This window comes from Christiangramia sp. 3-2217-3z, from assembly GCF_051195275.1.
GTDB lineage: Bacteria > Bacteroidota > Bacteroidia > Flavobacteriales > Flavobacteriaceae > Christiangramia > Christiangramia marina.
Genome location: NZ_JBNJLI010000009.1, coordinates 65,408 through 79,705, shown reverse-complemented (window position 1 = coordinate 79,705; position 14,298 = coordinate 65,408). Strand labels below are relative to the sequence as shown.

Sequence of the window (14,298 nt, the reverse complement as noted above, 5' to 3'; positions counted from 1 at the left end):
CGCTGAATTGACGTAGGTCAAGTTTCCTGTAGTCCATTGCTTTCAAAGAATTCTTAGTACCTTAGGTGCTCAATTTTGAATTATAAATTATGAGCGATTCTAAAGGAATCAATACGATATGTACACATGCTGGTGAACTGGAAGACACTCAGTTTAAAGGAGCGGTTTCTCCACTTTATATGGCAACTTCTTACGCATTTGAGGACGTGGAGACCAAGCGTTACCCTAGATATTTTAATACTCCAAACCAGGTAGCCCTTGCTAAAAAGATGGCTGCACTGGAACACGGAGAAGCTGCTTTGATCTTTGGTAGTGGGATGGCCGCAGTCAGCACTTCATTAATGGCATTTTTGAAGTCTGGTGATCACGTTGTATTTCCAGATGCACTTTATGGGGGAACCAGTAACCTTGCAGTAGAGGAGTTCGCTAAATTCCGAATAGAGTATACTTTCGCCAAAGATTCATCAATAGCTTCATTGGAGTCTGAAATCAAGGAAAACACGAAGGTAATTTACATCGAGACACCATCTAATCCTTTGTTGAAGATCACAGATATCGAAGAAGTTGCAGGTCTGGCTAAAAAGCATGGTCTTGTAAGTATGATCGATAATACATTTGCATCACCGGTAAACCAGAACCCTTTGGATTTGGGAATAGATATCGTTTTACACTCTGCAACGAAATATATGGGAGGTCATAGCGATATCCTGGCTGGAACTGCAATAAGTTCAGAAGCACATATCGACAAGATCTTTCAAATGGCGAAGAATTTTGGTGGAAACTTAAGTGATTATACGGTTTGGTTACTGGAAAGAAGTATCAAAACCATGGGCTTACGTGTGAAAGCCCAGAATTCGAATGCTATGCAACTGGCTGAATTTTTAACTACTCATTCCAGTGTCGCGAATGTTTATTATCCTGGTTTAAAAGATCATCCAGATCACGAACTGGCAGCAAAGCAAATGTCTGGTTTCGGCGGAATGATGTCCTTTGAACTGAATGCTGAGATCGATGTGCAGCATTTTATGAAATCCCTGAAACTAATAAAACCCTCCATGAGCCTTGCCGGTGTGGAAAGTACCATTCTTTTACCTTCAAAGACAAGTCATGGTTTATTGACTGAGGAAGAAAGAGCACAGCAAGGGATCAAGGATAATCTTTTGAGATTCTCTGTGGGTATCGAAGAGTTTGAAGATATTAAACAAGACCTTGAGCAGGCAATAGCAAATACCAAATAAAGATTTATGAAATTAGATATACTTGCGATTGGCGCACACCCTGATGATGTGGAATTAAGTTGTGCTGGAACCATTGCAAAAGAGATTAGTCGAGGAAAAAAAGTTGGAATTCTTGATCTTACTAGGGGAGAACTTGGTACAAGAGGAACTGCAGAGATTCGTGATCAGGAAGCAGCCGCTGCAGCCGAGGTTTTAGGAGTTGAGGTTCGCGAGAATCTGGAATTTAGTGATGCTTTTTTCACAAACAATGCTTCTCATCAAATGGAGATCATTAAAATGATAAGAAAGTACCAGCCAAAGATTGTGCTATGTAATGCGGTAGATGACAGGCATATCGATCATGGAAAGGCTGCAAGATTAATAAGTGATGCCTGTTTTTTAAGTGGTTTGCGTAAGATCGAGACCATTATGAATGGTGATAGCCAGAACGCATGGCGACCAATGCATGTTTTTCATTATATCCAATGGAAGAATCTAAAACCAGATTTTGTAGTGGATATTACAGGCTTTCTGGATAAAAAAATTGATTCGGTAAAAGCTTACAGGTCGCAATTCTATAGTGAAGATAGTAAAGAGCCTGAAACTCCAATTTCAAGCAGTAACTTCCTGGATAGCATTACTTACCGGGCACAGGATATGGGAAGGCTTATTAATACTGAACATGCCGAAGGTTATAATGTAGATCGTTATGTAGCAGTGGATTCTGTATTTGACCTTATTTAATTGAAAATTTTTCTTTGCTGAAATGTACAAATAACTTACATTTGCAACCGCTAATCAAATGGTGGTTGTAGCTCAGCTGGTTAGAGCGCCGGATTGTGGTTCCGGAGGTCGCCGGTTCGAAACCGGTCTTCCACCCTCATAAAGCTTCTCAGAAATGAGAAGCTTTTTTTGTTTACGCAACCTTTCTCAGTTATTTGCATCTAATTATTGAATCAAATCAATTGAAAAATGAGAAAATTAATACTTCTTTTCGTCGCAGCCATTTCGTTGAGTAGTTGTAGCAGTAGTGATGACAGCCTGTTAATTGTAGATCTTACTGTAGATAGTCTTTCAGGAACCTGGAAAATGACACATGCATATGTAAGTCCAGGCGGTGAGACAACCTGGCAAACCGTTGAAAACGGTACAGAATATACATTTTTTCCAAATGGTAATTTTAATGCTACCCAGGGTGAATGTCCAACAGGAACCTATAATCTCAATCTTGATGAAAACACACTTTCATTCACTTGCACGAATGACACGGAAAGTATGCGCTCCTTTAGGGTAGTTAGCATTACTGAAAGCGAAATGGAGATAAGTTACATAGGTTGTATAGAAGCTTGTATCTACAGATATCGTAAGCAATAAAATTCAGTTCATGTTCATCATACGGTTTTGATATATTACTTTTGAAAAAATCGTATTTCAGTATGAATTCCAGGCAAGATCAACTAAAGGCTTTTGACAGATTATTAACCATTATGGATGAGCTCCGGGAAAAATGTCCCTGGGATCGTAAACAAACCATGGAATCATTGCGTCATCTTACCATTGAAGAAACCTACGAGCTTGGCGATGCCATTCTGGACAAAGACATGGAGGAGATTCGGAAAGAGTTAGGAGACGTCTTATTACACCTTGTGTTTTATTCAAAGATTGGAAGTGAAACTAATGATTTTGACATTGCAGATGTTGCGAATGGCATATGTGATAAACTTATAGACCGGCATCCTCATATCTACGGGGATGTGATCGTTGCAGATGAGGAGGAAGTTAAGCGGAATTGGGAAAACCTGAAATTAAAAGAAGGCAAGAAAAGTGTTCTCGAAGGAGTGCCCAGATCATTGCCGGCAATGGTCAAAGCCAATAGGATACAGGATAAGGTTGCAGGAGTTGGGTTTGACTGGGAAGAACCCAAACAGGTATTCGAAAAGCTTCAGGAAGAACTCAAGGAGTTGGAAGATGAAGTAACTGAGAATAACAGTGATCTAATTGAAGCAGAATTTGGTGATGTACTGTTTTCTATGATCAACTATGCACGTTTTCTGAAAGTGAATCCTGAAAATGCTTTAGAACGTACCAATAAAAAATTCATAAAACGTTTTCAGTATCTGGAAGGCAAAGCGGCAGAGCAGGGTAAAGCGCTAAAAGATATGAGCCTTGCGGAAATGGATGTATTCTGGAACGAAGCTAAAAAAGTTTAAAGTATCGATACATATGCGTGGTCATCTTATCCATCAAAAGTAGTTTTCAGAAATGAAAAACAAAGTTTATTAGAATTGGTATTTTTCAAACTTTCAGATTTCACGAAAATTTTCAGATCACCCCGGAATTTTATTTAGTGTTGATTGCATAGGGCTTTAGTAACAGCGCCGAAATATCTCTGGCCGTTACGAGCAACTACTTCCGAAGCGATTTAGATAGCTATCCGTCAACTCTTAATGCAATTTAGAAAAGATAATAACTCTCTAAAATAGCGTAATAAACTCGAGATAACGAGTCATGTTACGATACTCCTATGTTTAACGGTATAATTTATTGATAATTAGCGGAATAAGGGACGCGGATTTGTCGGCTTAGTATTGGTTTGTTGGTCAAGATAATTATTTTCTTACTTACGATGCCGGCTATTGTCAATTATCCGTTGTTGTTGAAAGTTTTATTTCACGGATTATTGATCTTTCCTATAAACTATGATTTTACCTTGGTTTTTTGTCATCAATGAGAAAATTCCATTTTCATCATAATTTATACCTTCTATGTAGGCACAGGAGGAAATTCCATTTTCATCTATTATTTTTAAAAAGAAATCTTTATCGGAGAGTTTCTCTCCATCACAGTCTTTAGTAATTTCATATTTGTTGGATGAGATTGATCCATTTTCAATAGATCTTTCTAAAGTTCCGTCTTTAAAAAAAGTTAATCTGTCTTCAGAACTGTTTTCTAGATGCCAAGAACCGATAATCTGTTTTGCTAACTCATCTTTTGTCTGGTGTTCTTGGGCGCAAGCACTGTTTGTAATGAGTAATAATATAACAGCAATTTTAAGATATTTCAAAAGTAAGTTAGTATTGAATTAATAGTTAAATTTTTAGGTAAGATTGATAGGAGTCCGTTTTATAATTAAACGATCTTATTTTATATAATTATATAACGAATCGCACTAATAAGATTTACTTAACTCTGAATAACTATAGCCTGTAAACTTTTATCACGAAAAGTTCTTAAGCTTTTCCGATCATAAAGAATAATACAGGCTATAGTATCGAACTCTTCCTAATACAAGGTTTTAATTTTGGCAAGTTTTTCCTGCCATACTTCCAGGTCGGCTTTGTGCTGAGCGATATTCTTGTGCACATCCTGTACAAGTGGATTATCATCATCTACATTGCTGAAGAACTGTAAATTGTTCTCTAGTTGCCTGATCTCTGCCTTGGTCTCTTCGATCTTCTTGGTAAGAAAATAGTGTTCATTCCTGATCTTCTTGTCATCATCAGCGTCATCAAGGGCCTGGATCTTATTCTCGTACTTCATCATCTCTGCCTTGGTGTTGTCAACATCAAGCTTCTTGAAAAGTTGATCCAGCGCTTTATTAAACTTTCCTTCTATAAATCTTTTGTTATAGGGTACCCGACCCACTTCCTTCCAGGAGTTGATTTTATCTTTAATAGTGGCAAGGTTTTCCTTCTTAGTGCCATCTAGGTCCAAAGATTTTACTTCATCCAATATGGCTTTTTTCTTTTCGAAAGCTTCTACTTCATCCTTATTCTCTTCATTTTTCTGGGCGTGCATGCGATCAAAATAATGATTACAGGCCTTTTTAAACTGTTTCCAGACCTTATCACTATCCTTTCGGGGTACATGTCCAACTTTCTTCCAATCGTTCTGGATTTTCTTCATGAGCGGTGTGACCGTTTTAAAGTCATCACTATCCATATTGTCTTCTGCAATCTTAATAAGTTCTTTCTTCTGCTCAAGATTATCGTATTGCACCTTCTTTAAATTCTTATAGTACGCATTTTTCTTACGATTGAATTTACGAACATGCTCCTTGAATTCATTCCAGGTTTCCTGGTTCTTATTTCTTGGAACTTTGCCGGCCTTGAAGAATTCTTCACGTAGAGCTTCAATTTGCTTTATGCTTTGCTGCCATTTGTTGTGGCTATCAAAATCCTGTTCTGCAATTTCCTTGATCTTGATAATGATATCTCTTTTTGTCTCCCAGTTCTTCTCGTACTGTTCATCAAGCTGAGAGAAATATGCCTGGCGCTTGTCGTGAATTTGTTTTGTGGCAGCGCTAAATCGCTTCCAGATGTCTTCCCGATACTCCTTCGCTACAGGTCCAAGTTCTTCCTTCCACATTTTATGCAGCATCTGCAACTCCCGGAAAGAACGATTCGTGTCTTTTTCCTGCGCTAATTCTTCAGCACGGTCTATAACCTTAAGTTTTTGCTCTAGATTATGTTTAAAATCCAGGTCTCTGAATTCCCGGTTTAAATGCAAAAAATCATAGAAGTTTTCCACATGATGATGGTAAGTGTTCCATACATTATTATAACGATCTCTTGGAATAGGTCCGGCGGTACGCCATTTATCCTGAATTTCCTTGAAATGATTATAAGTCGTATTGATATTTTCTTCAACTCCCAGAAGTCCCTTCAATTCCTCAATAAGCTCTAAACGTATATTCAGGTTTTGATTGAGATCTTTCTTCAGGCGTTTATAATAGTCATTTCGCTTCTCACGATAATCGAAGTATGTTGAACTGAATTGTTTGTTAAGTGGAGTAGAGTAGTGGAAGTCAATTATATTGCCACCTTCAGCAAGAAACTCTTCCTTTTTCTCTTCCATTTCCTCGTCGAATTTGGCATTAAATTCGGTTCTGATCTCCTGCACGTGTTCTTTGATCGCCTGAACCTTCTCGGTTTTCAGCAGTCTTTCCAGTTCCTCTACAAGAGCTTCCTTACTCATGGAATGGTAATCCTTCTTCTCTATAGTGTGTCGTTCACCAGCACTTTCATCTTCACTTTCTTCAGCAACAGAGTTCTCCATGTCTTCCTCATGACTCTCGCTGCCTTTCTGATTCTCCCCAACAACTGCTTCACCAATATCACTATCAAGATCTTCATCCTGTTCTTCCGTATTTGCCGCCATTTTCCTGCTCTCAGATTCTGAAACGATCGCATCTTCATGATCTGTAGATTCCGAAACTTTTCGAATAGATTTGTTTTCCGGTTCTACAGATTCCTTGTTCTTTTTCACAGGATAAGTATCTCCGTCTCCTTCCATGGCCGTATACGGATCTTTATCTGGATCTGCTTTTTCTATTTTCTTTTGATCTGAAGTCGCCTTCCCTGAAGCAGATTCATGAACGATTGCATCTTCATGATCGGTCCCGACATTACCTTTTCGTTCAGTTTCCTGCTGAAGTTTTTCAGAGTTTTCGTTCGGGTCATTCAAAGAATGATCTGTGGAACCGGAGGTCTTCTTGGAGTCCTTTTCATGGTTCTCAGACATTTCATTTTTCTTGTTCTCATTTTCTGTAGTGGACATATCTTTCAATGTTAGGGTTCTTCAAAATCGAATTATTCTGAAAGATAACAACTCCACTAAAATTGGACAAGGGAATGATTCTATTTATAAATTGAATAAAGCTTTGAGAGTCGGATTAAGAATTCCAGATGGACCAGCTTTTTTCAGCCTGAAGTTCTAACATTCTATAACCGTTTAGGGTTTTTGCACCACGTTCAGAAGCTAGCTTGATGAGCCTGGTTTCTTCAGGATTATAGATAAGATCAAAGATGATATGCTGGCCTGAAATACCCTCAAGAGGAATATCAGGATAAAGTTCGGTTTCTGGAGAAGTTCCTAAAGGTGTTGTGTTAATTACCAGTTTGTTACTACTTATGACTTCAATGCTTAGTTCACTATATGAAAGCGTGTTTTCCAAAGAATTTCTTGAGATAAACTGGTAGGGAACTGACAGTTTGTCAAGAGCATAAGCGACGGCTTTTGAAGCTCCTCCGGTTCCCAGAATAAGAGCAGAGTTATGGAAACTTTCCAAGTGATTCTCTAGTGCTTTTTTGAAACCAAAATGATCTGTATTATAGCCGGTGAGCTCACCGTTTTCAGAAATTTTAATGGTATTCACAGCGCCAATTTTCTGCGCTTCAGAGTCAAGATGATCTAGAAATGGAATTACTTTTTCCTTGTAGGGGATGGTTACGTTCAATCCGGAAACTTCAGTAGTTTTAAAAATTTCAGGAAACTGATCAATGCTTTCAAGGTCGAAATTAATATACCTGGCATCGATATTTTTATTGCTGAATTTCTTGCTGAAGTAGTTTCTGGAAAAGGAATAATCTATGTCTTTTCCAACGAGTCCAAAAGTTCTCATTTTTCCGAAGTAATTTTTTCGTACCAGGCGAGTCCAAGTACAATGCTAATTCCTATTCCTATACAGAAGATTGCCGCGAAAGTTTCTACCTGATCGAATTGTGGCCAGTATCGATCGTAGTTGTCGATCACCTTATTTCCGTTCCTATCGATAAGAACTTTACCCTGTTCTCCAATTTTGTATACTTTCTCCTTCCATGGCCATACAACTCCAAGGGAGCCCGTGATGAAACCAATGATGACTGCAAAAGTTTCTCTTTTTCTTGTCTTGAGTACGTATCCCAGCAAATGAGATAATGAAACCAGTCCGGCCAGAGACCCAATGGCGAAGACCCCCAATACTTTAAGCATTTGAATTCTTTCCGCATTTCCAGTCCAGGAGAAGTCCATCAATAGAATGTCTGCCATCGTATCATAGAGCGCATTAACAGAGTCTACCAGCAACAGGACATAATTCCCCACCAGAATCAAAATAAAGCTGCCTGAGAGACCCGGAAGGGTCATGCCCGACACACTTATCATTCCGCAGATAAATACAAACCAGAGATTGTCGTTTTCTCTTGCAGGTTCCAGGAAACTAATTGCTATTCCGGCAATGATCCCGAGTACTGCAAATACAATGGAATTACGATCCCAGTCTTCAAAGTCCTTACTAATGTAATAAATAGAACCAATGATCATTCCGAAGAAAGCCGACCACACGTATAGTTCGTAGTGTATAATGAGATAATCCAGGATCTTGGAAACACTAAAATAGCTAATGAGCATCCCAAGAATTAACAGGAATAAAAATTTCCCGTTGATATAATGATAAAGGCTTCTGAATCTACCAGAGATCAAAAGCTTAAAGGCTTTGAAGTTTACTTTTTGTAATGAATAGATGAACTCTTCATAGAATCCGGCAACAAAGGCAACAACGCCACCAGACACGCCAGGAACTTTGTTCGCAGCGCCCATAGCCAGACCTTTTAGAATCAGCAGGAACTTATCTGTGAAGGTCCTAGTCTGCTGCATTGGCATTTTCAGGTTTATTACCGGCTAGCATTTCCAGACCTAAAATAAGGAAAAACCCGGCCAGCATAAGTGCGACAGACCAAAATGTTTGTGGATCTCCGTCGAAATTCCATGGCAATACTGAAGCTTCCTTAAGAACAACCTCTTTTTCACCATACATCGCGGTTTCCAGAGTTTCTTTCCACGGCCAGATCTTGTTCAGTGAACCAGCAATAAAGCCGGTAAGAACTGCGAGGGTAATACTACTGTAATGAACGAATAGCCATTTCAGAATCTTTGAAAATGTAAGCAATCCAAAAACTGCTCCAACACCTACAATACCTATTGTCTTTAGGTCAAAATCATGAGCTGCTTCTGTAATAGACTTATAAGCACCTAGCAATACCAGAATAAAAGCGCCTGAAATTCCAGGCAGGATCATTGCGCATACGGCAAGTGCTCCGGCAAAGAACAAAAACAAATAGGAATTACTGGCAGAAAGTGGTGGCAGGCTAACGATATAGAACGCAACTGCTGCACCAATTACCAGCGCTAAAACGATCTTCCAGGTCCACTTTGGGATTTGTTTACCTACAAACCAAATACTGGCAACCACAAGGCCGAAGAAAAAGGACCAGATTAGAACCGGATGATTCTCGAGCAAGTAATTTGCAACACGCATTACACTAAATATGCTAACGAGAATTCCTGCAAAAAGAGCTACAATGAAATTACCATTCAGCTCTTCCCACATGGCTTTAAAGCCATTTGCCTTCCAGGTGGAAAGCAAACCAAGATTGACTCCACCAATGGTGGTGATCAACTCTTCGTATATACCTGAAATAAATGCGATAGTACCGCCGGAGACTCCGGGAACAACATCTGCGGCTCCCATAGCCATTCCTTTAAGGCTTATCTTTAGATAGTCCACTAAACTGCGTTGCATCTTAGAATTTTATGATTTTGCTCAAAGGTAGCAAAATTACTAAGAGAGCTTTACGAAGGAATTTATAATTTGTTTGATGCTTTTTCGCTCAAAAATATTCGGGAAAAGTTCTTCTATGATGATGTAATATTCTGAGTCGGTTTTCAAGGCATTATTCAAATGAAAATAGCCTTTGTCACCATTGTTTGTATTGAAATATAAACCGGCAAGACGATATTCGACTTCCGCAGTACCCGGGTAAAATTCCAGAGCCTGCATCATGCTGGAAATTGCAGTTTCATATTCTCCCAGTCCAATCAGGATATCACATCTTCTAATCCAGGTCTCTAATTCGTAATTTCCCAACTCAAGACTTTTTTTATAGCCTTGCTCAGCTTCTTCCGGGAAATTCAGCCTACTGTTGATTTTTGCGTAACGTTTCCAGTAAAGAACATTTTCCTCGTCTATATTGATCGCTTTATTGATATAATATAAAGCCTTTGGGAAGTTTAATTTTTTGAAATAGAAATCGGTAATCGCGATCCAGCCTTTGTCAAGTAAAGGATCTTCGTGCACAGTTTGCTCGTAATTTTTGATCGCAAAATCATCACAACCAAGTTTTTCGAAGCATTTACCAATTCTTAAATATGCGAAAGATGTAGGATCATCGAGTTCCAAGGTGATATTATAGTTTTCGATGGCCTCATTGTAACGTTTTAATTTCTCAAGAACCTTTCCTTTTTCCAGGTAAGCTCCCACGAACCTGTCATCACTAATAATGGCAAAATCAAATGCTGCCAGTGCTTTAGAGTAGTTCTTCAAGTCAAAATATTGCTTTCCAACCTGATGCCAGGCTACTTCGCAATACGGGTGTTTGTCCAGATATAGATTCAGGTAATCAATAGCCTCCTCTTTCTGTTCAAGAAAATCGAAGCAATACATGATGTTATAAAGTGCGGAGTAATCTTCATCATCTGCCTCAAGGCATTTCATGAAGCTATATTTCGCATTTTCAAAATCCTCAAGAAACAGATATTCCATCCCGATGAGCGAAAATATTTCTGCATCTTCAAGCGTGATCTCCAAAGCTGCTTCCAGCATGGTAATTGCTTCAGCATGCATATCTCGCTTAGAATAGATCTGAGCTTTTTGAATGTAGATCTCTTCGTTGGAAGATTCCAGATTCTTCAACTCATTAAGTATACTGTCTGCAAGATCCAGTTTGTCTTCAAAAACCAGAATCTCAACTTTGTATAATCTTAGATTTACTGAAGTAGGATGCTGGGCGAGACCCAATTTCACCGCTTTTTTAGCAAGAGCTATCTTGCCATTCTCCATGTAATGGTTGATGATATTCTCAAATTCGTTTGAATCGAAGAAAAGAACGTCATTGGTCTTTAGCATGGATTCGAAGCGATCAAGAGAGAAATTATCTTCTTCGTTATGGCTCAATTGCATAAGAGAGTGATTATGGGATTTCTACTGTTATTAAAGTTAAAAAGGAATAAGGGCAATAGGTACGCCCGCTAGCATTGTTGTTAACAAATTAATTAACAGCTTCAATATTACTATTTAACTCTTCCAGTATGTCAACAATAATGCCACATCCTTTCAAAATTTCTTCAGAAGATATTGTCAGGGGCGGAGTGATCCTTACGGCTCGCTTTTCGAACAATAACCAGAATAAGATCAATTGTTCATCTTTAGCTCTAAGCACCAGCTGGTCTGCAATTTCGGCAGACTTTAATATGATTGCCAGCATTAAGCCTTTTCCTCTAACTTCTTCAATGAGCGGATGTTCTAAATGTTTTCTGAAGAGCTTTTCCTTTTGTAGTGTTTCAGAAATAAGGTTTGTGCTAAGGAGTTCTTTTAAAGTAGCAAGTGCTGCTGAAGCAATTAAAGGATTGCCGCCAAATGTTGTGATATGTCCAAGTTTAGGATTATCCATAAGTAGATCCATGACCTCTTCTGAAGCTGTAAAAGCTCCAATTGGCAATCCTCCGCCCATTCCTTTTCCCATTACCAGGATATCAGGAACAAGTCCGAAATTTGCGAATCCAAATAATTTACCGGTCCTTCCAAAACCAGGTTGTATCTCATCAAGAATAAGTAATGCGCCTACTTCTTCACAACGTTTTTTTACTTTCAGAAGATAATCATCTACAGGCTGAATAAATCCGGCTCCACCCTGGATTGTCTCCAGAATTACGCATGCTGTATGTTCGTTGATATTTGAAAGGTCATCCGTGGAGTTGAATTCTATAAATGAAACATCTCCTATCAAAGGTTTAAAAACCTTTACCCTTTCTTCAAAATCCATCAGACTTAAGGAGCCCATCGTATTACCATGGTAGGCGTGCCTTGCAGCAATGATCCCTGTTCTTCCAGAAGCCCTTCTGGCCAGTTTTAGTGCACCTTCGATCGCCTCAGTTCCACTATTTACGAGATAGGTTTTAGAGAGCGAGCCAGGTAAATTTTCAGCAAGTAATTTACTAAGCTCTACTGCCGGAGCCTGTGCATATTCGCCATAGACCATGACATGCAGATATTTCTCAGCCTGCTCCTTGATAGCATTTACCACTGCAGGATGAGAGTGACCAAGAGTACAGGCAGATACGCCAGCAACGAAATCAAGGTATTCTTTGCTGTCACTTGTCTTTATATAACTACCGGTAGCACTTTCTACTTCTAATGCCAGTGGGTGAGGAGTGGTTTGGGCCTGAAACTTTAGAAAATCTTCTTTCATTCCTGGTTGCCAGTTAGAGTGTCCTTTACAGGTTTTGCAATTGGTTCAATAGCGTCCTTAAGTGAATCCTGAACCTTTTCATTTTTATACTTCAGAGAATCTTTAGCTCTATTCTTTAGAATTTCTGGTTTGAGTCTGGAATTTTGATCCAGTAGGAGGTCGTCCTTCTCGCGTTCTTCAAAAAATTCCTCAGGAGCTTCAGGCATTTCGATACCTTTGATCTTGGTAAGTTCCGGTACAGGTTTACCTTCAAATAGTCCATCTTTCGAAGTGATTCTTTCATCACCGCGCCAGTTAAAACCAGCTAAGGTTCTTTGGTTTTGAGGAACTTCATCTTCCGGAGGCATTTTACCCTGGACAGCGTTTAAATAATCTATGAATTCGATCTGCTGATTCTGAAACAGGATACGTATATAACTGGCTAGTGTTTTATTAATCGATATAAGGGCGCCCTCATCGTTTCTCAAATAATTGAGAGTTTCAGTGTTCTTATCAATAATAACTTCCCGTAGTTGATTATCTTCAAAATATCCTGTGAGAATCTTTCCTTTCAACTGGTTGTATCCTTCTATGGTATCCTTCTGAATTAAAAAAGCATTGTCAAATACCAGCAGACTATCCAGTTGTTCAGTTTCAGGATTGGATTGAAGGTGAATGCTATCACCACTCATTTGATTGAGCCCCGACCATAAAACAGGTTTTTTATCACCAAAACGACCAAGATTGATCAATTTTGAAAGTCCGTTTTGTTGATCTGAGTAAATTGAATCACTACGCCCGCTCATTGGATTTTCACCGGTTTGATCTTCTTTTAGAATTCGAACGTCATAAAAACCACGAATAATTCTATGTTCAGGTTTCCCAGTGATCATAATGGTATCACTATGGATAAACAGGGTGTCTCTTTCCTGTAAGCTTGCGGCAAGTGCTCTTTTGGTTATAAAAACAGAATCTTTATCCCTATAAACTTCAGCATAATGACCGGTTACTTTGCTTTGGTTTATAGTGTCGATGACCTGTATATTATTTGTGGCAGAAGCGAAACTGGTTTCACGATCGAAATACAGACTGTCACCCTTTAGGACTCGGTTTTCATAATCTATCCTGGAGTTTTTCACAAAATAACCATTATCTGCTCTGGTATCATAAAATCCGCGTTCGCAGTAAACAGTGCTGGTTTCACTTTTAATTGTTGAAGGTCCATATAAGTAAGCGTAACCACTTTCAGAATAAAAATCAAGTTGTTCAGAGTTTATAGTATATTCCGGGTTAGTTACTACTACTTCATCAACAAAACTGTATTTGTTTTGTTCCATATAATAGCGGCCAATCCTACTGGTAAGGACACTCGCAGTATCCCGAACCTTTCCGCCACTTCTATAGTATGCTTCCTGTTTCAGTCTGTCAAAGAACAAACTGTCGGTTTCAAGGGTGGTTTGAGGTCTTTTCATTAATACTTTTCCGCTGGCAAATGCAAATTCGGTATCACCATTATATTCAGCATAGTTGCTGGTCATACTTACACTATCGCCCTGCTGCATTCGAATATTACCATATGCCTTGAAGAAATTGGCTTCTTTATAAAAAACAGCATTATCGCACCAGACTTCGATTCCATCGTGATCAAAATATACCTGGTTATCGATTTTACTCAATATAAGAGCCCCAGGATACCTGGCTTCATTTTTTAAAGTTCTATCAGATTCATAGTTGATTTCCTGACTATTTTGTGCCATTCCTACCTGAAAGAAGATCACACAAAGAAGTACGCTAAAGATGTTTCGCAATGCAGATATTTTTTTCAAAAGTACTCAAAATTTATATGCCCTTAATTTTATACATAAACGTGGTGTGGTAAGATCAGGTATGCTAATTTGTCTTAAAATAAAATCTTGATTTTATCAAATTTCTTAAAGCTTTCAAAATTTTAAGGCTTTTAAGACAACCTTAACGATTGGATTAAAACTGAATTGCCTTTCCCTTCGTAAGTTTCCATAGAAACTAAAATTTTAATC

Annotated in this window: 12 protein-coding genes and 1 tRNA gene; 5 read left to right on the top strand and 8 right to left on the bottom strand. The window is 38.6% G+C overall.

Going from position 1 to position 14,298, the window contains the following annotated elements:
• Positions 1 to 89 precede the first annotated feature (89 nt).
• The 5 genes from ACSHZO_RS14540 to mazG all read left to right on the top strand — a co-directional run bounded on the left by ACSHZO_RS14540 (position 90) and on the right by mazG (position 3,427).
• A complete protein-coding gene (locus ACSHZO_RS14540; protein WP_298248121.1) occupies positions 90 to 1,238 on the top strand; it encodes a trans-sulfuration enzyme family protein in 1,149 nt (382 codons plus the stop codon).
• A gap of 6 nt (positions 1,239 to 1,244) precedes the next feature.
• Complete coding sequence (bshB1, locus tag ACSHZO_RS14535) at positions 1,245 to 1,961, top strand: bacillithiol biosynthesis deacetylase BshB1 (RefSeq protein ID WP_298248122.1); 717 nt, start codon at positions 1,245 to 1,247, stop codon at positions 1,959 to 1,961.
• A gap of 60 nt (positions 1,962 to 2,021) precedes the next feature.
• Positions 2,022 to 2,097: transfer RNA gene (locus ACSHZO_RS14530), tRNA-His, on the top strand.
• A 92-nt stretch (positions 2,098 to 2,189) separates the two neighbouring features.
• On the top strand, positions 2,190 to 2,591 hold the full coding sequence (locus ACSHZO_RS14525; RefSeq protein ID WP_298248123.1) for a lipocalin family protein: 402 nt from the start codon (positions 2,190 to 2,192) through the stop codon (positions 2,589 to 2,591).
• Between the two features lie 62 nt (positions 2,592 to 2,653).
• Positions 2,654 to 3,427 (top strand): nucleoside triphosphate pyrophosphohydrolase, encoded by a 774-nt coding sequence (gene mazG, locus ACSHZO_RS14520; RefSeq protein ID WP_298248124.1) that lies wholly within the window; start codon positions 2,654 to 2,656, stop codon positions 3,425 to 3,427.
• A 467-nt stretch (positions 3,428 to 3,894) separates the two neighbouring features.
• Here mazG and ACSHZO_RS14515 read toward each other — a convergent pair whose 3' ends face one another.
• From ACSHZO_RS14515 to ACSHZO_RS14480, 8 genes are all read right to left on the bottom strand, one after another.
• Entirely contained in the window at positions 3,895 to 4,281 is a 387-nt protein-coding gene (locus ACSHZO_RS14515) for a hypothetical protein (RefSeq protein ID WP_298248125.1), read from the bottom strand.
• Positions 4,282 to 4,499: 218 nt separating this feature from the next.
• On the bottom strand, positions 4,500 to 6,776 hold the full coding sequence (locus tag ACSHZO_RS14510) for a DUF349 domain-containing protein (protein WP_298248126.1): 2,277 nt from the start codon (positions 6,774 to 6,776) through the stop codon (positions 4,500 to 4,502).
• Positions 6,777 to 6,891: 115 nt separating this feature from the next.
• Complete coding sequence (locus ACSHZO_RS14505) at positions 6,892 to 7,620, bottom strand: shikimate dehydrogenase family protein (protein WP_298248127.1); 729 nt, start codon at positions 7,618 to 7,620, stop codon at positions 6,892 to 6,894.
• Positions 7,617 to 8,633 carry a DUF368 domain-containing protein gene (locus ACSHZO_RS14500; RefSeq protein WP_298248128.1) on the bottom strand — a complete coding sequence of 339 codons (1,017 nt, stop codon included), beginning with the start codon at positions 8,631 to 8,633 and terminating at the stop codon, positions 7,617 to 7,619. Before ACSHZO_RS14500 ends, ACSHZO_RS14505 begins: the two co-directional genes overlap by 4 nt.
• Entirely contained in the window at positions 8,620 to 9,558 is a 939-nt protein-coding gene (locus tag ACSHZO_RS14495; RefSeq protein WP_298248129.1) for a DUF368 domain-containing protein, read from the bottom strand. The genes ACSHZO_RS14500 and ACSHZO_RS14495 overlap by 14 nt, the downstream gene beginning before the upstream one ends.
• A gap of 39 nt (positions 9,559 to 9,597) precedes the next feature.
• Complete coding sequence (locus ACSHZO_RS14490) at positions 9,598 to 10,995, bottom strand: tetratricopeptide repeat protein (RefSeq protein ID WP_298248130.1); 1,398 nt, start codon at positions 10,993 to 10,995, stop codon at positions 9,598 to 9,600.
• An 88-nt stretch (positions 10,996 to 11,083) separates the two neighbouring features.
• Positions 11,084 to 12,283 (bottom strand): aspartate aminotransferase family protein, encoded by a 1,200-nt coding sequence (locus ACSHZO_RS14485; RefSeq protein ID WP_298248131.1) that lies wholly within the window; start codon positions 12,281 to 12,283, stop codon positions 11,084 to 11,086.
• Positions 12,280 to 14,019, bottom strand: a complete 1,740-nt coding sequence (locus tag ACSHZO_RS14480) for an OstA-like protein (RefSeq protein ID WP_298248182.1) — start codon at positions 14,017 to 14,019, stop codon at positions 12,280 to 12,282. The genes ACSHZO_RS14485 and ACSHZO_RS14480 overlap by 4 nt, the downstream gene beginning before the upstream one ends.
• Positions 14,020 to 14,298: the final 279 nt, after the last annotated feature.

Excerpts from the sequence above, each read along its gene's own strand:
- mazG (WP_298248124.1), top strand. The coding sequence starts at position 2,654 with ATGAATTCCAGGCAAGATCAACTAAAGGCTTTTGACAGATTATTAACC.
- ACSHZO_RS14540 (WP_298248121.1), top strand. The coding sequence starts at position 90 with ATGAGCGATTCTAAAGGAATCAATACGATATGTACACATGCTGGTGAA.
- bshB1 (WP_298248122.1), top strand. The coding sequence starts at position 1,245 with ATGAAATTAGATATACTTGCGATTGGCGCACACCCTGATGATGTGGAA.
- ACSHZO_RS14505 (WP_298248127.1), bottom strand. The coding sequence starts at position 7,620 with ATGAGAACTTTTGGACTCGTTGGAAAAGACATAGATTATTCCTTTTCC.
- ACSHZO_RS14510 (WP_298248126.1), bottom strand. The coding sequence starts at position 6,776 with ATGTCCACTACAGAAAATGAGAACAAGAAAAATGAAATGTCTGAGAAC.
- ACSHZO_RS14500 (WP_298248128.1), bottom strand. The coding sequence starts at position 8,633 with ATGCAGCAGACTAGGACCTTCACAGATAAGTTCCTGCTGATTCTAAAA.
- ACSHZO_RS14525 (WP_298248123.1), top strand. The coding sequence starts at position 2,190 with ATGAGAAAATTAATACTTCTTTTCGTCGCAGCCATTTCGTTGAGTAGT.
- ACSHZO_RS14480 (WP_298248182.1), bottom strand. The coding sequence starts at position 14,019 with ATGGCACAAAATAGTCAGGAAATCAACTATGAATCTGATAGAACTTTA.
- ACSHZO_RS14495 (WP_298248129.1), bottom strand. The coding sequence starts at position 9,558 with ATGCAACGCAGTTTAGTGGACTATCTAAAGATAAGCCTTAAAGGAATG.
- ACSHZO_RS14490 (WP_298248130.1), bottom strand. The coding sequence starts at position 10,995 with ATGCAATTGAGCCATAACGAAGAAGATAATTTCTCTCTTGATCGCTTC.
- ACSHZO_RS14485 (WP_298248131.1), bottom strand. The coding sequence starts at position 12,283 with ATGAAAGAAGATTTTCTAAAGTTTCAGGCCCAAACCACTCCTCACCCA.